The organism is Marinomonas sp. NPDC078689, from assembly GCF_044542435.1.
Lineage (GTDB): Bacteria > Pseudomonadota > Gammaproteobacteria > Pseudomonadales > Marinomonadaceae > Marinomonas > Marinomonas arenicola.
Window position 1 is genome coordinate 74,317 of sequence record NZ_JBITUJ010000003.1, and the last position, 20,166, is coordinate 94,482.

The 20,166-nt window shown below is 42.3% G+C and carries 17 protein-coding genes and 3 tRNA genes; 14 read left to right on the plus strand and 6 right to left on the minus strand.

Going from position 1 to position 20,166, the window contains the following annotated elements; genetic code table 11:
• Positions 1 to 15: 15 nt before the first annotated feature.
• The 8 genes from pal (at position 16) to ACIGBN_RS06535 (ending at position 4,736) form a co-directional block, all read left to right on the plus strand.
• The gene (pal, locus tag ACIGBN_RS06500) at positions 16 to 600 is read left to right on the plus strand and encodes a peptidoglycan-associated lipoprotein Pal (protein ID WP_396664346.1); all 585 of its coding nucleotides are present in this window, start codon (positions 16 to 18) and stop codon (positions 598 to 600) included.
• Positions 597 to 1,385 (plus strand): tol-pal system protein YbgF, encoded by a 789-nt coding sequence (gene ybgF / locus ACIGBN_RS06505; protein WP_133004011.1) that lies wholly within the window; start codon positions 597 to 599, stop codon positions 1,383 to 1,385. Before pal ends, ybgF begins: the two co-directional genes overlap by 4 nt.
• A gap of 41 nt (positions 1,386 to 1,426) precedes the next feature.
• Positions 1,427 to 1,502 (plus strand) — tRNA-Lys (locus ACIGBN_RS06510).
• Between the two features lie 34 nt (positions 1,503 to 1,536).
• Positions 1,537 to 1,612, plus strand: a tRNA-Lys gene (locus tag ACIGBN_RS06515).
• A gap of 38 nt (positions 1,613 to 1,650) precedes the next feature.
• Positions 1,651 to 2,697, plus strand: a complete 1,047-nt coding sequence (nadA, locus tag ACIGBN_RS06520) for a quinolinate synthase NadA (RefSeq protein WP_133004010.1) — start codon at positions 1,651 to 1,653, stop codon at positions 2,695 to 2,697.
• Positions 2,698 to 2,889: 192 nt separating this feature from the next.
• Positions 2,890 to 3,459 (plus strand): nitroreductase, encoded by a 570-nt coding sequence (locus ACIGBN_RS06525; RefSeq protein WP_133004009.1) that lies wholly within the window; start codon positions 2,890 to 2,892, stop codon positions 3,457 to 3,459.
• A 96-nt stretch (positions 3,460 to 3,555) separates the two neighbouring features.
• Positions 3,556 to 3,643, plus strand: a tRNA-Ser gene (locus tag ACIGBN_RS06530).
• Between the two features lie 331 nt (positions 3,644 to 3,974).
• The gene (locus tag ACIGBN_RS06535) at positions 3,975 to 4,736 is read left to right on the plus strand and encodes a tyrosine-type recombinase/integrase (protein WP_396664349.1); all 762 of its coding nucleotides are present in this window, start codon (positions 3,975 to 3,977) and stop codon (positions 4,734 to 4,736) included.
• 273 nt (positions 4,737 to 5,009) lie between these two features.
• Here ACIGBN_RS06535 and ACIGBN_RS06540 read toward each other — a convergent pair whose 3' ends face one another.
• The 6 genes from ACIGBN_RS06540 to ACIGBN_RS06565 all read right to left on the minus strand — a co-directional run bounded on the left by ACIGBN_RS06540 (position 5,010) and on the right by ACIGBN_RS06565 (position 11,947).
• The gene (locus tag ACIGBN_RS06540) at positions 5,010 to 5,255 is read right to left on the minus strand and encodes an integrase (protein ID WP_396664351.1); all 246 of its coding nucleotides are present in this window, start codon (positions 5,253 to 5,255) and stop codon (positions 5,010 to 5,012) included.
• A 130-nt stretch (positions 5,256 to 5,385) separates the two neighbouring features.
• Positions 5,386 to 6,081 (minus strand): sarcosine oxidase subunit gamma, encoded by a 696-nt coding sequence (locus tag ACIGBN_RS06545; protein WP_396664353.1) that lies wholly within the window; start codon positions 6,079 to 6,081, stop codon positions 5,386 to 5,388.
• Complete coding sequence (locus ACIGBN_RS06550) at positions 6,074 to 9,130, minus strand: sarcosine oxidase subunit alpha (protein WP_396664355.1); 3,057 nt, start codon at positions 9,128 to 9,130, stop codon at positions 6,074 to 6,076. Before ACIGBN_RS06550 ends, ACIGBN_RS06545 begins: the two co-directional genes overlap by 8 nt.
• A 13-nt stretch (positions 9,131 to 9,143) precedes the next feature.
• Positions 9,144 to 9,440 carry a sarcosine oxidase subunit delta gene (locus ACIGBN_RS06555; protein WP_396664357.1) on the minus strand — a complete coding sequence of 99 codons (297 nt, stop codon included), beginning with the start codon at positions 9,438 to 9,440 and terminating at the stop codon, positions 9,144 to 9,146.
• 30 nt (positions 9,441 to 9,470) lie between these two features.
• Positions 9,471 to 10,724, minus strand: a complete 1,254-nt coding sequence (locus ACIGBN_RS06560) for a sarcosine oxidase subunit beta family protein (RefSeq protein WP_396664359.1) — start codon at positions 10,722 to 10,724, stop codon at positions 9,471 to 9,473.
• 311 nt (positions 10,725 to 11,035) lie between these two features.
• Positions 11,036 to 11,947: a LysR family transcriptional regulator gene (locus tag ACIGBN_RS06565; protein WP_396664361.1), complete on the minus strand. Its 912-nt coding sequence runs from the start codon at positions 11,945 to 11,947 to the stop codon at positions 11,036 to 11,038.
• Between the two features lie 229 nt (positions 11,948 to 12,176).
• Here ACIGBN_RS06565 and purU point away from each other — a divergent pair, with 229 nt between their 5' ends.
• From purU to hsdR, 6 genes are all read left to right on the plus strand, one after another.
• Entirely contained in the window at positions 12,177 to 13,025 is an 849-nt protein-coding gene (gene purU, locus ACIGBN_RS06570) for a formyltetrahydrofolate deformylase (protein ID WP_341564895.1), read from the plus strand.
• Positions 12,997 to 13,941, plus strand: a complete 945-nt coding sequence (locus tag ACIGBN_RS06575; RefSeq protein WP_396664363.1) for a bifunctional 5,10-methylenetetrahydrofolate dehydrogenase/5,10-methenyltetrahydrofolate cyclohydrolase — start codon at positions 12,997 to 12,999, stop codon at positions 13,939 to 13,941. Before purU ends, ACIGBN_RS06575 begins: the two co-directional genes overlap by 29 nt.
• 37 nt (positions 13,942 to 13,978) lie before the next feature.
• Positions 13,979 to 15,016, plus strand: coding sequence for a TRAP transporter substrate-binding protein DctP (dctP, locus tag ACIGBN_RS06580; protein ID WP_396664365.1), 1,038 nt, complete (start codon positions 13,979 to 13,981; stop codon positions 15,014 to 15,016).
• A gap of 112 nt (positions 15,017 to 15,128) precedes the next feature.
• Entirely contained in the window at positions 15,129 to 15,641 is a 513-nt protein-coding gene (locus ACIGBN_RS06585) for a TRAP transporter small permease (RefSeq protein ID WP_396664367.1), read from the plus strand.
• Between the two features lie 74 nt (positions 15,642 to 15,715).
• Positions 15,716 to 17,020, plus strand: a complete 1,305-nt coding sequence (locus ACIGBN_RS06590) for a TRAP transporter large permease (protein WP_396664369.1) — start codon at positions 15,716 to 15,718, stop codon at positions 17,018 to 17,020.
• Positions 17,021 to 17,678: 658 nt separating this feature from the next.
• A complete protein-coding gene (hsdR, locus tag ACIGBN_RS06595) occupies positions 17,679 to 20,135 on the plus strand; it encodes an EcoAI/FtnUII family type I restriction enzme subunit R (RefSeq protein WP_396664371.1) in 2,457 nt (818 codons plus the stop codon).
• Positions 20,136 to 20,166 lie beyond the last annotated feature (31 nt).

Here is a 20,166-nt window from a genome sequence, read left to right on the forward strand (position 1 = left end):
ATTAAGGAGTGAATAATGAGTGTAAATAAACTAGGTAAGTTTGCTGTAATCGGTTTATCTGCGGCTTGGATTGCGGGTTGTAGCACAACCTCAACTGACACGGATTCTGCGACAACAGCGACAGACGAAGCAGCAGCAACGACTGAACAAGCAGCGGATGCAGCGGATCAATCTTATGGTGCAAACCAAGATGGCGCAGTAAGCAGTGTGATTGTTGATGATGGTCAAGCTAAAGCAGACGAAGCAAACAGCATGAGCATGCTTGATGGTGTTCAAACTGTATTCTACTTCGATTTTGACAAATCTGTTGTTCGCCCAGCGGCTCGTGAAGCGCTTGCTAAACACGCTCAATACCTTATTTCGCATCCAGAAGCTCGCGTTGTTCTAGAAGGTCATGCGGATGAGCGTGGTACTCGTGAGTACAACATGGCATTGGGTGAGCGTCGTGCTAAAGCGGTTAGCCGTTACTTGACTATTCAAGGCGTTGCAGCATCTCAAATCGAAACCGTTAGTTTCGGTGAAGAAGTGCCTGTTGCCTTTGGTCATGATGCCTCTTCTTGGCAGCTAAATCGTCGAGTAGAAGTACGTTACGAAAAATGATCGTAAATAAGCTTATTTCTCGCTCCTTTGCAGTGGGGCTGTTTTTAACAGCCCCACTAGCAATGGCTGCTAATCAGCAGGCAGGAACCTTGCCCGCTCATGCTGCAGCCGAACTGCTTTCACAATTGGATTCGCTTCAATCGGAAGTGCGAGATCTTAGAGGGCAACTAGAACAGCAGGGACATGAATTGTCTCAAATGAAAGCGCAACAGCGAGATCGTTATATTGATCTTGATAAGCGTATTTCTCTGCTAATGTCAGCTTCTGCCGCTAGGCAAAATAGTCAAGTTTCCCAGGCAAATACAAGTGTGGCTCCTGCCGCTATTCCAGCGACACTTGATGCGAAAAAAGAGTCATTAGATAGTATTTCTTCGGTTCAATTAGCGCCGATTGCACTCACTCCTGTGTCACCACAAGCCCGCTCGGCTTATGATGATGCTTATAGTTTGATTCGCAGTAAGCAATTTGAGACGGCCGAAGTGGCTTTTACAGAATTCGTAAAAGATTACCCAGATAACACGCTTACTGGTAATGGCTACTATTGGCTTGGGGAATTAAAACTTGTTCTTGGCAAGCCTAAAGAAGCCGCTCAAGCCTTTACTACCGTCATTAAAAAGTTTCCAGGTCATAGCAAAGAGCCTGATGCGCTATATAAACTTGGAATTGTCAATGATCAGTTGGGCAATGCGAGTGCATCTAAGTCTTATCTTCAGGACGTAATTAGTCGTTTTCCTGAAAGCAAAACCGCTAAGCTAGCAACAAGTTATTTAAGTAGCATGAAATAGCTTGCAATTCTCAACGGGCTCTGTAATATACGCAACCCGTTGGGTCGTTAGCTCAGTTGGTAGAGCAGTTGACTTTTAATCAATTGGTCACTGGTTCGAATCCAGTACGACCCACCAACTTTTTCCTATTTACTATCTTTCTGTGATTTTTGGGTCGTTAGCTCAGTTGGTAGAGCAGTTGACTTTTAATCAATTGGTCACTGGTTCGAATCCAGTACGACCCACCAAATATCACCTCGCTCCAAGTGCCTGAAGGGGTAATTGTATGTCCGAACTTTTTGATAAAGTTGCATTACGAGCTACTGTTCAACAACACCTGTCTGCCGCTGAAAAATCCCTTGAAAGCCCTGCCTTGGACAACGACGCTCTTCGCGAAGAAATCAAAACGCTATTGAAGCAAAAAAACGCCGTGCTGGTTGCTCATTACTATACCGATGATGCGATTCAAGAGCTTGCAGAAGAGACGGGCGGTGTGATTGCCGACTCCCTAGAAATGGCGCGCTTTGGTGCCAATCATGAGGCCGAGACCTTAGTGGTTGCAGGCGTTAAGTTCATGGGTGAGACAGCTAAAATCCTCAGTCCTGAAAAAACCATTTTAATGCCAACCTTGGAAGCCACTTGCTCCCTAGATATTGGTTGTCCTATCGATGATTTTTCCGCTTTCTGTGATCAATATCCTGATCGTAAGGTTGTGGTTTACGCAAACACTTCTGCCGCCGTAAAAGCGCGTGCTGACTGGGTTGTTACGTCCAGCATTGCCTTGGATGTTGTGAACCATCTGAATGACATGGGTGAAAAGATTATTTGGGCGCCAGATCAACATCTTGGTGGTTATATTCAGCGTGAAACAGGCGCGGATATGATTCTTTGGGACGGTGCTTGTATTGTCCATGAAGAGTTCAAAGCAAAAGGCATTCTTGATCTAAAGAGCATTTATCCTGATGCAGCTGTGTTGGTTCACCCTGAATCACCTGAGCCGGTTGTTGAAGTGGCGGACGTTGTTGGTTCTACTTCACAGCTGCTTAAAGCATCAAAAGAAATGAGTAATGAAACCTTTATTGTGGCAACAGATAGAGGTATTTTTTACAAGATGAAGCAAGCGTCTCCAGGTAAGCGTTTTGTAGAAGCGCCTACGGCTGGTTCTGGTGCAAATTGCCGCAGTTGTGCGCATTGCCCTTGGATGGCGTTAAACTCGTTGGAACTGCTTCGCAATGCTTTGAGAGATGGCACTGACGAGATCTTCGTTGCAGAAGAAACTCGAGCAAAAGCCTTGATTCCATTGCAGCGCATGCTGGACTTTCAAGTTAGCTGATTCCTAATTTGAGGCGGTGCGATAACCGCCTCAAATCTTCACTCCCTCCCGTTGTTTCCCCATCATTTTGTTTTTGAATCCTCTTTATTTCTTTAAAAGAGTAGACCTTAAAAAGCGTTATATGATATTCATTATCATTAAATCATCTTTTAATAAGCACCCCGATATAGATCGACAGGAAACTTCTTCTTTATGAGTAACGATATTATCAAGTTTATGCGAAATCGAGTGTCTCAGCCTGCTCTTGAGCTGCCAGCCCCGACGAAAAATGAATGGCTTGAAGTGCTTGATGCCGCAAGTCGAGCGGCAGATCACGGCAACCTGAAGCCTTGGCGTTTTCGAGTCTATGAAGGGGAAGGGCGCAACGCAATTGGGCAAATTTACTGGCAGCAGGCTCTGAGCGAACTGCCAAACTTAGAAGCCGCAAAAGAAGCATCGTTTGTGAAAAAGGCTTTTAGAGCGCCAGCTATTCTATTGGTTTATGCCAGCACTCAAGCACACCCAAAAGTGCCTGCAGTAGAGCAAATTATGGCGGCCTCAGCCGCTGCGCAACAGGCTATGTTAGGGCTGAATTCACTGGGCTATGGCACCATGTGGCGCAGTGGGCCTGCATGTTTCACGCAGAAAACCAAAGATTTATTGAATCTTGAAATGAACGATCAAATTGTCGGCTTAATCTATGTGGGCACACCAACAGGTAAAAAAGCGAACGCGCCAGCGGACACCGGCATTGAAGATCGTATTGAATGGATAGATTGTTAGAAAAGGCATTCTTTTTTATAAAAAAGGCTTGCAATACAATGACTTCATAATTAATATACGCGCACAAATTACGCAGAGCGTGATTGGCCGGTATATGGTGAGCTGTCCGAGTGGCCGAAGGAGCACGCCTGGAAAGCGTGTATGTCGAAAGGCATCAAGAGTTCGAATCTCTTGCTCACCGCCATTATTTCAGAAAAGACGTCCAAGGACGTCTTTTTTTTCGTCTAAAATTTATGCAAATCAATTAGTTATGTTCAATTTAGTCTAAATTGGACGATTACGTCCAAGAAAAAAGTGTAGTGCAAATAGTAGGACTAATTTTGCATTTAATCAGAGTCATACACTTTTTGATTGAACTTAAAATGCCTATCTCAGAACTCAAAATCATTATTTTTTAACCATAAATAACATATAAGTTATTGAAATTAATAAGATAATTATGCTTTTTGTATGACGGTTTATTTCGTGATTTTCTTCGTCGAATCGGTCATACATTAGCTGATTCAGGAGGCATTATGGCTAGTCTAAATAAACTTACCGTAAAACAAATTCAAAGCCTAAAGGCAGTTAATGGGAAATCTATTCGAAAATCCGACGGTGGTGGTCTTTACATTTATGTTAAGCCTAGCAACTCAAAGTTCTGGGAGTTTCGATACACAAGGCCTGTTACTGGTAAAAAGACTTTCATAGGTATTGGACCATTTTCTGATGTGTCGCTTTCAGAAGCTAGAGACAAAGCTTATGAAATGAGAAAGCTATTACATGAAGGCATTGATCCACAAATCGAGCGAGTAGAGCGAAAAGCTAAACTGAAGTTGTTGCAAACGTATACTTTGAAGTATGTTGCTGATCAGTGGTATGAATTAAAGGTTAGCCAAGTTAAAAGGAAAACAATGCTTGATAACTGGCGTAAGCTTGAAAAATACGCGTTTCACAAACTTGGCCATATTCCCTTTAAGTCACTAAGTGCTCCAGTCGTTATAGAAGTTCTTCGTGAGCCGGAGAGTATCGGAAAGTTAGAAACTGTTAAGCGAACAGCACAGCTCCTCAATGAGATCATGAACTTTGCTGTTAATAGTGGCTTCATTGATCATAATCCTCTTTCAGGCATCAGGGATGTATTTAAGAAGCCGGTTGTTGAGCATATGAAATCATTAAGTCCTCATGAAGTATCCGATTTGATGAGAGCTCTAGGACATGCAAATTTATATATCGTTTGTAGAGCGTGCGGTTTCAAAGTTAAAGTAGGAAGGACGATTAGAGTACCAAGGCCCTAAGAAAAATGGTATTTGGGTGGTTAGAGAAATTTAAAGCAGCAGCGTGTAATTCTAAATAAACTAAGAAAGAGAGAAGGTAATGCCAACCCTAAAACGTAAAAAAGTTAAGTCCACACCTTTTTCAGATTTCATCCGCTATGCATCAATATCAAAAAAGCAAATTTTTTTGAGAAAGTAAGAGGTCTCGCCGTTGAAGATCAACGACAAGTTATCGCTAAGGCTGAAGAGCTAAAGAATGAAAAGGCAGAGTAATTACTCTACCAGTTTCGTTATTTACCTGGGATATGATGCTTTTGACCATTCCTCCATTAACTGTCTCCTTTTCTGTAATAAATCACTACGCTGGTAGGCCGCCTCTGCCTTATCTTTGAGCTTATGAGCTAGAGCATGATCAATCACTTCTCTGGGAAAACTGGTGGTTTCACCAGCCCAGTCCCTAAATGTTGAGCGAAAGCCATGTTGAGTTAAGTCTTTACGATCCATGCGCTTGAGAACGGCGGTATAAGCCACCAACGGCATGGCGCCCGTCTTTTTTAATCTTAGAGGCTGCTATAGCAGTAAGCTCTTTAGCAATTTTTGGCATCGAATTTCCTTGTACATCAACTAGTACATCAATAGAAGCTGTCTATACTAACAAGTGATTTATAGCTTATTTATCTATTACCAAGTCAAATTCTGCACTGGCGTCTTGTATCCAAAGCCAGATGTAATCAGCAAAGCTTCGACGAATAATTAATTCGAATTGTGTTTCACCAGTACGACGAATCACAGCGCTGCTTTTAGCGAATAAAGTTGAGACGACTTTACCAATAGGAAATTGGCTCAGGTGAAGATCAACCGGCGTAGATTTCTTTAGTAGTTCCACAACATTATGGCCAGATAGTTCTAGCATGGTTGAGCCGCCGCTGCTGTTAATGATCGAATAGTGACCAGTCAATTCGCTGCGAAGTTTTGACTCAATGGCAAATGCCTCAATGCCAGGAACAACAATCAACCACTCATCAGGTGATACCCATCGAATAGAGTAATTTTCTAACTCTGACGAACTAAGCGGCTCTCTAGGAAGAGGGATACCGAGCACTTTTTCAATCGCGTCTCTATGCTCGTTTAACGCCTGATTGCAGCGTAAGTTTAAATACCCAAGAAACGCACGCTCACGTAAATGGACGCCGCCTTCTTTTTGTATTTTCTTAGCTAATATATCAAGGTCAACATGATATAAAGGAGACTGAGCTTGTATTGTCTTGTTATCTGGATTTGGTAGCGGATCCATCATGGCAATCAAGGTGTTTTGTTGAATTTCTACTGTTGATTGTTCCTGTGCCGTCGTTTTTGTATTAGACATTTTGGCGTTCTCCTTTTGGATCTAGGAAGGTATAGCTGCAAATTTCAGCTTCTATCACGCTGCCATCTTGTTGTGGATAGTAAACAGACTCTCCCATTTTGTTCAGGCCATCTTTTACCAAGCCCATTGCGATGCTGCGATTTAACGTTGGGCTCCAGTAGCTAGAGGTTACGTGTCCGACCATTTGTATAGGAATAGATCCCGTCGGATTCAATACACCTTGTGAACCTTCTGGTAATAATTGTTTCGGGTCTTTTGTTTTTAGGCCGACCAGTTGTTTGCGCCCTTTACGTACGCAATCTTCACGTGTCATCCCCCGTTTACCCAGAAAACTAAAAGGCTTTTGTTGTGCAACGCACCAACTCATACCCAGATCATGTGGGTGAACAGAACCATCGGTGTCCTGACCAATAATGATGAAACCTTTTTCAGCACGTAATACGTGAATGGCTTCAGTGCCGTATGGTGTTATGTCGTATTTTTCACCATGTGCAATTAATTTTTCCCAGATGTGCATACCATAATTGGCTTGCACATTGATTTCATACGTTAGTTCACCTGTGAAAGACACACGGAAGACACGAGCCGGAATGTCTGCTACCTCCATTTCTTTCCAATCCATAAAGGCAAAGCTTTCGTTTGAAATGTCTGTCTCTGCATTGACCAATTCAGATAACAGTTTACGGCTATTCGGCCCCGAAATAGTAATGGTAGCCCAATGATCTGTAATGGTATTGAAGTAAACGTCGAGCTCTGGCCATTCTGTCTGGTGCCATAGCTCTAACCATTCCATCACACCTGCAGCACCACCAGTAGTTGTTGTCATGTGGAAGTGATTGTCACCTAAACAAGCTGTTACACCATCATCGAAAATCATGCCAGTTTCACGACACATCAACCCATAGCGGCAGCGGCCAACAGGAAGCTTTGTCCAGCTATTAGAGTAGACACGGTTAAGGAATTCGCGTGCATCCTTGCCTTGAATGTCGATTTTACCCAGGGTCGTCGCATCAAGAATACCAATGCTTTCCCGCACAGCCAGACACTCTCGGTTAACGGCTTCCTCCATTGTTTCATTTGCTTTCGGGTAGTACCAAGGGCGCTTCCATTGACCTACATCCTCAAAGACAGCGCCCCGTTGTAAGTGCCATTTATGCATTGCCGTGAAGCGGGCAGGGTCGAAAAGTTGCCCACAATTACGGCCAGCTATAGCAGCGAAAGTAACTGGCGTATAATTAGGTCGGTAAATCGTGGTGCCTGTTTCAGGTATCGTTTTATTTAACGCCGCTGCCGTAATGGCCATCCCATTGATATTGCCTAATTTACCTTGGTCCGTACCGAACCCCATGGCGGTGTATCGTTTGACGTGCTCAATCGATTCATAGCCTTCACGACAAGCGACTTCTATGCCCGCTGCGGTAACATCATTCTGATAATCAACAAATTGCTTTGGCGCTTGTGATGTTGGTTTTGAATGAGGGATATGGAACAGCGCCATCGGTGGACTAAGTTTACGCTGCTCAAGTCTTGGAAGACTCATGGCTGCGTGTGCTGGTTCAGTAGCGTGCTCTGTTTTTATATCAAGCCCTAGCTCTTTTAATACTTGCAGACCTGTTTCAATGCCTTGTTGCATTACCAATTTTGTATTGTATTGGCCGTTAATACCACCAACGGTTAGCTGTTTCTGGATTGTTTTGCCAGGAACAAAGCCTATCACTGCGTCATCCCAAATAGGGCGACTGCCTGTATGGCAAGATAGATGAATAACAGGACTCCAGCCCCCAGACGTTGCTACCGTGTCTGCTTTAAGTTGAGAAGCAACACCAGCGAGTTTGGTTCCTTTCTCATTGATTTGAGCGATAGACACGCTGGAAACACGCTTGCTGCCATGCGCTTCAATAATTGCAGAGCCATTAATTATTTTAATGTCACGTTGGCGAGCTTGTTTAGCATAATCACTGTCTGCCGTGTTAGGCCGTGTATCAACAATCGCAACAACCTTTCTTCCTGTATCATGCCAATCTAGAGCCGTTTGGTAGCCATAGTCGTTTGTTGTCATGAGAACCAGTTCGTTACCCGGCACAACGCCGTAGCGGTTGATGTAAGTTGATACTGCGTTAGCAAGCATGCAGCCTGGAATATCATTGTTGGCATAAACCAGAGGACGCTCATGGGCACCGGTTGCTAAGACAACCCATTTAGCTCGGACTCGATGTAAACGTTGGCGAACCTGATTTATTGGTGCCATGTCCGATAAATGATCTGTGCAGCGTTGATGAATAGTGAGGAAGTTGTGGTCGTGGTAACCATTCACTGTTGAACGAGGTAATAATAAAACATCTTTGTAAGTGTTGAGCTCTTCAACAACAGACGTTATCCATTCAGAAGAGGGTTCACCATCCATCGTTTCTTTTGTATTAAGCAGACAGCCACCGAATTCATTTTGCTCATCAGCAATAATGACGCGAGCGCCGCCACGAGCAGCGGTTAAAGCAGCCGTTAAACCCGCTGGGCCAGCACCAACAATAAGCACGTCGCAATGTTGGTTAATATTATCATAATGATCTGGGTCGTTTTTAAGTGGCGACCGACCTAAGCCTGCGGCTTTGCGAATCACAGACTCGTAAGTGCCCCACAAAGATTGTGGGAACATAAATGTTTTATAGTAGAATCCAGGTGGCATCATTTTCCCACCGAATTTACCAAGTAAGCTCATGGCATCAGTGTCAACACTTGGCCAACCATTTGTAGAAGAGGCGACTAAGCCCTCAAATAATTCTTGTTGGGTTGCTCGAACGTTAGGAACTTGAGTTTCTTCGGTTGCTCCTAGCTGCATAATGGCGTTTGGCTCTTCAGCACCGCAAGCAACGATGCCTCGAGGTCGACTGTATTTAAAGCTACGACCTACGACATTAATACCGTTGGCGAGTAAAGCGGAAGCAAGTGTATCACCCTGAAAGCCAGTCAACTGTTTACCGTTGAAAGTAAACGTAATTGGTATGGAGCGGTCTATGCGACCTCCGTTTTTTAGACGGTTTTGTTGAGTCATGATTCCGCTCCTGTTAGTTAGCAGTATAATCGTTAAGGAAAGTAGGCTGTTCGCCAACTTTATACGTTTCTTTAATTTCGTAGGTTTGAGTATCACGAGTGATGTTAAAGAATTTTCGGCATCCCGCAGAGTGAACCCAGAGCTCGTGATGAATACCACGAGGGTTTTTTCTAAAGAATAGATATTCTCCCCATTCTTGATCTGAACAGTTTTCTGGGTCTAACGGGCGAGCAATATGAGCCTGTCCAGCTGCATGAAACTCTTCTTCTTCACGATATTCTGCACAATGCGGACAATAAATATGAAACATGGTCAATATTCCTTTAGCGTACAACGCTGTTTAGTGAGCAACGCCTGCTGCACCGTGTTCGTCAATAAGAGCGCCGTTGTGGAAGCGAGATAAGGAGAAGGGTTTTGCCAATTCATGCATTTCACCCGTAGCCAGAGAGGCGGCAAAAACATGACCTGAAGCCGGCGTGGCTTTAAAGCCACCTGTTCCCCAACCACAATTAAAAAATAAGTTTTTAACCGGTGTGTCACTGATAATCGGACAAGCATCAGGGCAAGTATCCACAATGCCTCCCCATTGACGATTCATGCGGACTCGGCTGAAAATAGGGAACAATTCTATAATGGCTTGAATGGTATGCTCTATTGTTGGATAGGAGCCTCGCTGGCCATAACCGTTATACCCATCAATACCAGCGCCGATAACAAGGTCACCTTTATCAGATTGACTCACGTAGCCATGCACATGATTGGACATTACAACAGTATCAAGGATGGGTTTAATAGGTTCTGAGACGAGCGCTTGTAAAGGGTGTGATTCTAATGGCAGCTCGAAACCAGCCATGCTGGCAATCACACTAGAGTTTCCCGCGACCACGGAGCCAACTCGACCTGCTTGAATATCGCCATAACGATTTGTCTTCACACCAACAATGGTACCGTCTTCAATAATAAGATCGGTTACTTCCGTTTCTTGGATCAAATCCACCCCAAAAGCGTCAGCGCCTCGTGCATATCCCCACGCGACGGCATCATGACGCGCCACACCAGCACGACCTTGCCATGCAGCGCCCATAACGGGGTAGCGAGCGGCATCAGAGCAGTTTAAATGCGGCAGTATTTTTTTAACCTGCTGCATATCGAGCATTTCAGCGTCGATACCATTTAAAGTGTTTGAACTGACTCGACGCTTAAGATCACGCATGTCTCCCAAAGTATGGGCTAGATTTATTACGCCTCGTTGAGAGAACATAACATTGTAGTTAAGTTCTTTAGAGAGTCCTTCCCACATTTTCAGTGAATGCTCGTACAAATGAGATGACTCATCCCACAGATAACCAGATCGAACAATCGTGGTGTTACGTGCTGTATTACCACCACCAAGGTAACCTTTTTCAATGACTGCTACGTTGGTAACACCGTGTTCTTTTGCTAAGTAATACGCTGTTGCTAAACCGTGACCGCCACCACCGATGATAATAACGTCATATTTCTTTTTTGGCGTAGGGTTACGCCAAGTACGTTGCCAGTTTTCATGATGAGTTAGGCTGTGTTTGAGCAATCCAAATCCAGAAAAATGCTGCATTTTATTGTCCGTTGGTTAGTGAGTATTGGTCTAACGTCAAAAATAAAGTCGAACATAATGGTTTCATTAGAAACTAAATAATCAGAGCGACGATCACTATTTGAGAGGTCAGTATTGTTCCAATACTAGATAGCCTTTTTGCGCTAAACAAACGACTTTATAGAATTTATGCATTCCAATTTGGAATTCTATTCTGTTGTCAAAAAAACAAAATACTCATACAGTATTTTGTTTTTTTTAGGTAAGGGAGTTAGATAAGGAAGTGAGTTCAAAGTGGTGGCAGGGTATTGGGTTGTGCAGAGCTGTTTTAATTAGGTGTTCTCAGCGATATCAGTCAGTAGCCAGTCACGGAATATTTTCGCCGCAAGGGACAGTTCTTTAGATTTTCTGTAAACAAGAAAATCAGCCATATCAGGTTCGTAAAACATGTTACTGACACGTTTCATTTCATTCCTTCTGAGCATCTCTTCTGTCATAAAGTCCCAACCAAGACTAACCCCCATACCTTGTCTAGAGGCTTCTAGCGCTAGTGTCACCTGGTTGAATAATTGCGCGTTTCTTGGAATGTTAAATTCAATGCCAAAGCTGGCAAACCAGTTGACCCAAGTTGGCCAACGCCATGCAGAGGGGTCTAAATGAATCAGTTTTTCGTTAACAATTTCTTCTGGCATTAATAATCTATCAATAGGGTAGTCGCGATGACAGATAGGATAAATGCGTTCTCGGAAGAGTAAGTGGTTGTTTAGGTAGGAATCCCATTTTTCACTCTTACTGATAGGGCCATTCAAAATGCCTAAATCGAACTGTGCGCATGTGTTTTCATCAAGATCATTCGAGGAGTAAATATTAATCGCTATATCTGGGTGTTGTAAGTTGAAACGTGTTATTCGTGGAAATAGCCAGAAGTGAGACACCGCTTGAGTACAGGTGATGGTTACCATATCTGGATCGGCATCACGTCTAATTCTATTGATGCTATCCGACATTTGGCTTAATACACTTTTCGTTTCTATATAAAACTCTTTTCCAGCGGGCGTCAGAATGAGTCGTCGTGGTTCTCGAATAAACAGCTCAAACCCTAAGCTTTCTTCCAATAATTTTATTTTCTTACTGACTGCGCTCTGCGTGATATAGAGCTCTTCTGCTGCTTTTGTGAAGCTTCTTAGCCGTGCTGAGGCTTCAAAAAACACTAAAGAATTCATAAACGGTAGTGATGCTCTCATGTCAATCTCCCAGATTTTTTAGCGGATTCTAACGTAATTTCATCAATGAGCAAGCCAATCCTTCCATTTTGGAATGCAAAGATGCCATTAAATCCTTTGTGCCTGTAATCATCGCTGGGCTATAAAACAAGAGTCAAAGATATACGGAATCAAATTTCGTTGCGCCATTAACCCTTAAATTACTTTCTTATTATGAGGAAGTGACACCACAAAAAAGATACTTATGAATATGAAAAAATTCGTTCTTAACCTTGTTTGTAATGACAACACCGGAATTATCAGCGCCGTTACCAGCTTTGTGACAGAAAGCGGAGGCAACATCATTGAAAGTGGTCAACATGTTGATTTAGATGATAAGCGTTTCTTTATGCGCTTATGTTTTGAAATCAATGAGACTGTGACGCTTGAAACATTCAAAATGGACTTTGAAGCCAGACTTTCTTATCCAGAAATGGTGTGGGATGTATACGACCTTTCAGTTAAGCCACGTGTCATGATTATGGTGTCTCAATTAGGCCATTGTTTAAATGATTTATTGTATCGATATTCAATTGATCAATTGCCTATGGAATTAGTGTCTATTGCCTCAAACCATGAAAGATACAAATCTCGTGTTGAACATGAAGGATTAGACTTTCATTACTTACCCATTACGGCAGAGACAAAACCTGAACAAGAAGCAGAGTTGCTTAAGCTCATTGCTGAACAAAGCATTGATTTAGTGATTCTTGCTCGTTATATGCAGGTGCTATCGGACAACCTTTGCCAAAAAATGTCTGGCAAGATTATTAATATACACCACTCATTCTTACCCAGTTTTAAGGGCGGCCGTCCTTACCATCAAGCTCGTGATAAAGGCGTTAAGCTCATCGGTGCGACAGCGCATTATGTAACGGCTGACCTTGATGAAGGGCCAATTATTGAACAAGACGTAAAACGTGTGGATCATGCCGTTTCTGCAAGTGACATGGTGGCGATCGGTCGTGATACCGAAAGTCAAGTTCTGGCAAAAGCCGTAAAACTTCAACTTGAACGTAGGATTCTTCTTCATGGCCATCGCACCGTTATCTTCCAGTAAATTGTCAGCTTCTAACTCAAAATCACAGTCTTGTGACGCTGTCATCATCGATGGTAAACAGGTTGCCGCCGACGTCATTGAGTCCGTCAAATCTCGTCGGGCGATGGCGGATATCGTCCCAGGCTTAGCGGTAATTTTAGTGGGTAACGACGCAGCAAGCAGTGTTTACGTTAGAAACAAAAGCGCAAAAGCAGAAGAGTGTGGCTTTGCTTCTCAACAATTTGATTTGCCTGTTGATACGTCAGAGCAAGAAGTACTTGAGCTGATCAATAGCTTGAATAATGACACCAATATTCATGGGATATTGGTTCAACTGCCTTTGCCTAAACAAATTGATTCTCATCAGGTGATTCAGTCTATTGCGCCTGAAAAAGATGTGGATGGTTTCCATTACTTAAATACCGGAAAGCTCACAACCGGCGATACAAATGACGCATTAGTTCCCTGTACCCCAGCCGGTTCTATTCAGCTCATTAAGAGCGTTATGGGGGCCAGTGAGTTGAGTGGTAAGCACGCTGTTGTCGTTGGTCGCTCTAATATCGTCGGAAAACCAATGGCGAGTCTTCTATTACAAGAAAACTGTACCGTTACCGTCATTCACAGTCGAACTAATAACCCCGGTGAAATATGTCGTCAAGCCGATATTGTTGTCGCAGCAGTGGGTATTCCAAACTTCATTAAAGAAGGTTGGATTAAGCAAGGGGCTGTTGTTATTGACGTTGGCATTAACCGTATAACGACGGATGAAGGGAAAACTAAATTAGTAGGGGATGTGGACTTTGAAAATGTTCGTTCAAAAGTATCTGCTATCACCCCTGTTCCTGGCGGTGTCGGACCAATGACTATTTCTATGTTAATGCAGAATACGTTAGATGCAGCGATTAGAGGAAAAAATTTAATAACGAAAGAAAGCTAACTAAAAAAATAAATTATTATACAAAAGGAACGCAATTATGAAAATTATAAAACATGTAAGAAAAATATTATCTACGACAACAGTGACGTCAGCGCTGTTGTTGGTAGGAACAGCGCCTATTCATGCCGCAGAAAGTGTAAGAATAAACTTTGCAGGCATGTTTGCTCCTGGCCACCCTGTTACAAATGCTCAAATGAATTTTAAAAAGGAAGTGGAAGAAGCAACCGAAGGACGTGTAAAAGTTAGGGTTTTTCCTGCCAATCAATTAGGGGATTATACACAAGTATTCGAAGAGTTATCACGTGGTACGATGGATATGGGATTGATTAATATTCCCAGTCAATTTGATCCTCGCCTCGAAGTGATGTATCTGCATTATTTAGCAACGAATTATGAAGAAGTGCGTGAGACTTATTCTCCAGGTTCTTATCTATTTACGACGATGGAAGGTTTAATTAGCGAACAAAAAATTAAATTATTAGGTTTCGAAGTAGATGGTTTTGGTGGTTTTGGACTGACTAAATTGCCTGAAAATGTCGGTAATGCAGGTGCTTCAAAAAATATTCTGTTGCGAGTCCCACCAATGGATATTTTTAAAACCGCAGCAGAAGATCAAGGTTTTCAAACTGTATCAGTCCCTTTCGCTGAATTATATACGTCTTTGCAAACTGGTGTTGCCGATGGATGGAGTGGTGGTTCTTCAACCTTAAATTATCTACAGTTCCGTGATGTTATTAAATACTTTGTGGTTTCAAATAACTTTATTGATGCCTACGGTTGGTTGGCAAGTGACAAACTTTGGAAGAAATTAAGTGCCAAAGATCGCCATATTATCCAAGAAATTGCGCTTAAATATGCGAGTCAAAGCATTGATGTGGCAGAAGAAAATGATTTAAAACACCAAAAGCTTCTAAAAGACAAAGGTGTGACTGTCATAAAATTGTCTGATGAAGAGCTTCAGCTTTGGGCAAAACAAGCACGTGAAGAAACTTGGCCAAAACTACGAAGCCGTCTTACGCCTGAATTGATAGATAGTATACAAAAAGCTTATCAGGCTAAAACAGTAGAAAACTAATATAAAAGAGTAATTGGCAGTGATGTGTATCACTGCCAATTTTTTTATGGTGTATTTTTGATTAGGGAAGATTATTCCAACTCCATAGCAATCTAAATAAAGAGAATTCAATATGGGTGCTATAAAATTAATTAGCAATAAAATTCTTACTTTACAAGAGACACTTGCTGTTTTATGCAGTGTTTTTATTGTGCTGGGTGTCGGTTCTGGTGCGTTCTTTCGTTATGTTTTAGGTGTTAGTTTTCACGGACTAGAAGAGTTATTGGTTATTGGGTCTTTCTGGATGTACTTTATTGGCGCATCATACGCTAGCCATAAAGGAAAACATATTAGTGCAGAAGTGTTTTCTGTTTACTGTTCAAACCCTGTTCTTCGTTATTCTGTTTCTGTATTAGCAAATTTCATAACTGTTTCCTTGTCTGTACTCTATACCTATTATGGTTGGGAGTTTCTAATGTGGAGTTTTGATGCTGATGGAAAAACGAGCCGATTACAAATCCCACTTGTATTTGGTCACAGTGCCGTTTTTTTCGGTTTTTTCCTTATGAGTTGTTATTTTTTTAATGATTTGATGGGGGAAATGAAAAAATTAAAAGCCGCATATTATGGAAAACCTACCGAATAACACGATAAATCACCCTCTTAATACGTTCATTTAATAGTGAATTTCTATAAAATTTTATCAAAGGATACATTCAAATGCTGTCAGTAATTGCATTATGTATATTGGTCACCACGCTTATTATTGGCGTTCCTGTACCATTCGCGTTCCTTGCATCCACTACATTTCTAATGTTTTTTGCCGACTACGATCCTAGTTTCTTACTGCCTTTCGGCTTTAGTCGAATGAGTAATTCTGTGTTACTCGCCATTCCGCTTTTTATTATTGCTGGAGGACTCATTAACCGAGGTCATATTGGCGATAAACTTGTCGATTTTGTCGATTTATTTGTCGGTCGAATGAAAGGTGGAATAGGGGTTGTAACGGTTATTTCTTGTGCTGTATTTGGCTCAATTACAGGCAGTGCCGCGGCGACATTATCAGGTATCGGTGCCATCATGTTTCCGAAGTTGAAGAAAGCAGGGTACCCTCAAGGACATTCTGCTGCATTAATAGCGAATGCATCAGTGCTTGGTTTGTTGATTCCACCCAGTGCCATTATGATTCTTTATGCATGGATTGGTAATCAATCTGTATTAGCTGCATTTTTGGCAACCGTTGTCCCTGGTATTATTCTTGCCATCTTACTTTGTATTGTTAATGTAATGCTGGTTAGGAATAATAAAAATCTCGTTCTTGAAGACCCTATCGACTTAAAAACTTTTCAGAAACTCTTTATCAAGCGTAGCGCGAAGGCCATGCCAGCTTTAGTGATGCCATTTCTTATCCTTGGAGGCATTTATGGTGGTGTGGTCACGCCAACGGAAGCCGCTGCACTAGGTGTACTGTATGCTATTCCTGTGGGTTTTTGGGTGTACAGAGGCTTGACTATACGTAGCTTTCTGCAGGCAATTCTTGATGCTGCAATTACTACTGGTGTAATCATGGTGATGCTCTATACCGTTATGATTTTAAGTCGACTGTATATCATGGAAGATCTTCCAGGCACAATTATGGCGTTTCTCACGTCCGTAAGTGATAACCCGATCTTAATTCTATTAATGATTAATGTTTTTATGATCATCATTGGTATGTTGATGGATGATGCGAGTGCCGTGCTGTTGGCTACGCCAATATTGCTTCCCTTGGCGGTCGAATTAGGAGTGAGCCCTATACAGTTTGCCGCGATTGTTGGTGTCAATCTAGGAATGGGAAATATTACACCGCCAACGGCACCATTGCTGTATTTAGGTGGACAACTAGGTGGCGCAAAAATAAATCAAATGATGAAACCCACTCTCTGTATGATTGCTTTTGCCTGGTTACCAACACTGCTTATTGTAACGTATGTTCCACAAGTTTCGTTGTGGCTACCGAATTTAGTATTAGGTATCGGAGGGTAATCAGACCTCACTAGAATAGAAAAAACGTTTTTTAGAATACGAAGAATGTAGAGATCACTGTAATAACGCTCTTATTGACGAGATCTAAAATGGCGATGTTGTGTGACATCGCCATTTTTCGTTGGGTCCGATAGGGTCACACTGGTAGATAGAGTTCGAGTTGGCGCTTTTTCCTGTATCAAGAGACCTTCACGCGTCATAATGCTTCACTAGCCAGTAATTAGATGAGTACAGTCATTAAGCTTCTTCTGTCAATAGCTGCGCTGTGATGAGTCGAACGGCTGGAGAGATCATTTGTCGACTTGGCAAAACCAAGTGCATCTCTATCATCAGTATTTGCTAATCCGTCATGATTCTTTGCAGTTGTCCTGCGAGTAAGCTTTCAGCAACATCAATTTTTACCCGTGTTCCGTTCAGTCTATTTGTCTGGTTATTGTCAGGATTTATCCTTTATTCGCTAATAAAAAAAGTGCTATGTTACGGACTGTAATGTCATAGGTGACATTTAACTCATTAATTTAGGTACAAATTGGATAAGGATTTCCTTTGAAAAAGACGCTGGTAGCTAGATTGCCAAATGTTAACACCTAACCCACAACTAAAATTTTCGCAGTAACGCTTTTAGAGTACCTAAACCGATTTGTAACGGATATACAGCATGGCTTCTGAGATTAATAAGGCAAGGTTAACCGAAACAGACATCATTACTAAATTCATTCTACCCGCAGTGAAAAATGTGGGCTGGGATGACATGACGCAAATTCGCCAAGAGGTGAAATTGCGAGATGGTAAGGTGATTGTTCGAGGACAAATGGCGGCGCGTCAGACCGTAAAGTCGGCCGATATTGTCTTGTATCATAAACCTAGTATGCCGCTAGCCGTGATTGAAGCCAAAGCCAATAAACACGACATTGGTAAAGGCATGCAGCAAGCTTTGGATTATGCGAACCTGTTAGAAGTGCCTTTTGTCTTTGCCACCAATGGCGATGGTTTTATTTTCCATGACAAAACCAATCCAACTCAACTTGAAACCGAAATACGCTTAGAAGACTTCCCAACACCACAAGCCTTATGGCAAAAATATTGTCTTTGGAAAGGTTTTAAAACTGAGCATCTACCAACCATCACACAAGATTACCATGATGATGGCAGTGGCAAAGCGCCACGTTACTACCAACTGCAAGCTATTAATAAAACTGTTGAAGCCATTGCCGCAGGGCAAGACAGAAACTTATTGGTGATGGCGACAGGGACAGGGAAAACCTACACCGCCTTTCAAATTATTTGGCGATTGTGGAAAGCCAGGGCGAAAAAACGCATTTTGTTTTTGGCCGATCGAAATATCTTAGTAGACCAAACGCGTATTAATGATTTTCAGCCGTTTGGCCCTGCCATGACAAAAATAACGGGGCGCACAGTGGATCCTGCCTTTGAAATTCATTTGGCGCTTTACCAAGCATTAACTGGCCCAGAAGAATCGCAAAAAGCCTACAAACAAGTCGATCCTAACTTCTTTGATCTTATCGTTATTGACGAGTGTCACCGTGGCAGCGCCTCAGAAGACAGTGCGTGGCGTGAAATACTCGAATATTTCAGTTCAGCATCACAGGTTGGTTTAACCGCTACTCCGAAGGAAACCGAAGAAGTTTCTAATATCGAATACTTTGGTGACCCGATTTATACCTATTCCTTAAAACAAGGCATCGAAGACGGCTTTCTAGCGCCTTATAAAGTGGTGCGTGTTGATATAGATGTCGACGTTCAAGGTTGGCGACCAACAAAAGGCCAAGTTGATAAAAAAGGCAACGAAGTCGAAGACCGCATTTATAACCAAAAAGACATGGATCGAACTTTGGTGATTGATGAACGGACACAACTCGTCGCCCATACGATTACCAATTATCTGAAACGCACAGATCCCATGGCGAAAACCATCGTCTTTTGTAACGACATTGATCATGCCGAACGCATGCGCAGAGCCTTAGTAAATTTGAATCCAGAACAAGTCGCAAAAAACGATAAATACGTGATGAAAATCACAGGCGACGATGAACTTGGTAAAGGCCAGTTAGATAACTTTATTAATCCCAAACGACCTTATCCTGTGATCGCCACCACCTCAGAGTTAATGACCACGGGTGTAGACGCCAAAACTTGCAAACTGGTTGTGTTGGATCAAGGCATTCAATCCATGACCAAGTTTAAGCAAATCATTGGTCGTGGTACGCGTATCGATGATAGATACGGCAAGCTTTGGTTCACCATTTTAGATTTTAAAAAAGCCACAGAACTGTTTGCGGATGAACGCTTTGATGGCGAACCCGAGCAAGTAAAAGTCACTAAACCAGAAGACTTTGAAACTGAGGAAGGTTTAGACGACATCATAGATGACACCGAAAACTCTTTTGACGATGAAAATATAAATCAAGACTCCATTCAAGAACCAGAAGCCCCTTATGATGATTCGGGCTCATCCACAGACAGCGCTTTTCAAAACGCTAGTAACAATGACGATGACTGGAACGAAGAGGAAAAAGTCCGAAAATTTTATATAAACGGCGTTACCGTAAAAGCTCTAGCAGAACGCATTCAATACTACGATACAGATGGCAAGCTGGTGACGGAATCCTTTAAAGATTACACCCGTAAAACCATGGCGAAGCAGTTTGCCTCTCTCGATGAATTTATTAAAAAGTGGCAAAGCGCAGAACGTAAGCAAACCATTCTGGATGAAATGGCAGAGCAGGGGATTATTTGGCAAGCTTTAGAAGAGGAAGTGGGCAAAGACATGGACCCTTTTGATATGATCTGCCATCTTGTTTACGACATGCCACCTTTGACTCGACAAGAGCGGGCAAAGAACGTTAAAAAGCAAAATTACTTCACTCAATACAGTGATACCGCCCAGCAAGTATTAAACAACTTGCTCGATAAGTACGCAGATGTTGGCGTACAAGAAATTGAATCCATGCAAGTGCTAAAAGTACAACCATTTAATGAAATCGGCAGTTTAAGTGACATCATCAAAAAAGGCTTTGGTGGTAAACCGCAATACGAACAAGCCATTAAAGACTTAGAAACTCATATTTATCACATGCCGCCAAAATCGGCGTAATGCGCTTTCTTGGTTTTACAAACGTTCGATA

Excerpts from the sequence above, each read along its gene's own strand:
- ACIGBN_RS06590 (WP_396664369.1), top strand. The coding sequence starts at position 15,716 with ATGCTGTCAGTAATTGCATTATGTATATTGGTCACCACGCTTATTATT.
- pal (WP_396664346.1), top strand. The coding sequence starts at position 16 with ATGAGTGTAAATAAACTAGGTAAGTTTGCTGTAATCGGTTTATCTGCG.
- ACIGBN_RS06560 (WP_396664359.1), bottom strand. The coding sequence starts at position 10,724 with ATGCAGCATTTTTCTGGATTTGGATTGCTCAAACACAGCCTAACTCAT.
- ybgF (WP_133004011.1), top strand. The coding sequence starts at position 597 with ATGATCGTAAATAAGCTTATTTCTCGCTCCTTTGCAGTGGGGCTGTTT.
- ACIGBN_RS06555 (WP_396664357.1), bottom strand. The coding sequence starts at position 9,440 with ATGTTTCATATTTATTGTCCGCATTGTGCAGAATATCGTGAAGAAGAA.
- ACIGBN_RS06540 (WP_396664351.1), bottom strand. The coding sequence starts at position 5,255 with ATGCCGTTGGTGGCTTATACCGCCGTTCTCAAGCGCATGGATCGTAAA.
- ACIGBN_RS06575 (WP_396664363.1), top strand. The coding sequence starts at position 12,997 with ATGGCCATCGCACCGTTATCTTCCAGTAAATTGTCAGCTTCTAACTCA.
- hsdR (WP_396664371.1), top strand. The coding sequence starts at position 17,679 with ATGGCTTCTGAGATTAATAAGGCAAGGTTAACCGAAACAGACATCATT.
- ACIGBN_RS06585 (WP_396664367.1), top strand. The coding sequence starts at position 15,129 with ATGGGTGCTATAAAATTAATTAGCAATAAAATTCTTACTTTACAAGAG.
- purU (WP_341564895.1), top strand. The coding sequence starts at position 12,177 with ATGAAAAAATTCGTTCTTAACCTTGTTTGTAATGACAACACCGGAATT.
- ACIGBN_RS06545 (WP_396664353.1), bottom strand. The coding sequence starts at position 6,081 with ATGTCTAATACAAAAACGACGGCACAGGAACAATCAACAGTAGAAATT.
- ACIGBN_RS06550 (WP_396664355.1), bottom strand. The coding sequence starts at position 9,130 with ATGACTCAACAAAACCGTCTAAAAAACGGAGGTCGCATAGACCGCTCC.
- nadA (WP_133004010.1), top strand. The coding sequence starts at position 1,651 with ATGTCCGAACTTTTTGATAAAGTTGCATTACGAGCTACTGTTCAACAA.
- ACIGBN_RS06565 (WP_396664361.1), bottom strand. The coding sequence starts at position 11,947 with ATGAGAGCATCACTACCGTTTATGAATTCTTTAGTGTTTTTTGAAGCC.
- ACIGBN_RS06535 (WP_396664349.1), top strand. The coding sequence starts at position 3,975 with ATGGCTAGTCTAAATAAACTTACCGTAAAACAAATTCAAAGCCTAAAG.
- ACIGBN_RS06525 (WP_133004009.1), top strand. The coding sequence starts at position 2,890 with ATGAGTAACGATATTATCAAGTTTATGCGAAATCGAGTGTCTCAGCCT.
- dctP (WP_396664365.1), top strand. The coding sequence starts at position 13,979 with ATGAAAATTATAAAACATGTAAGAAAAATATTATCTACGACAACAGTG.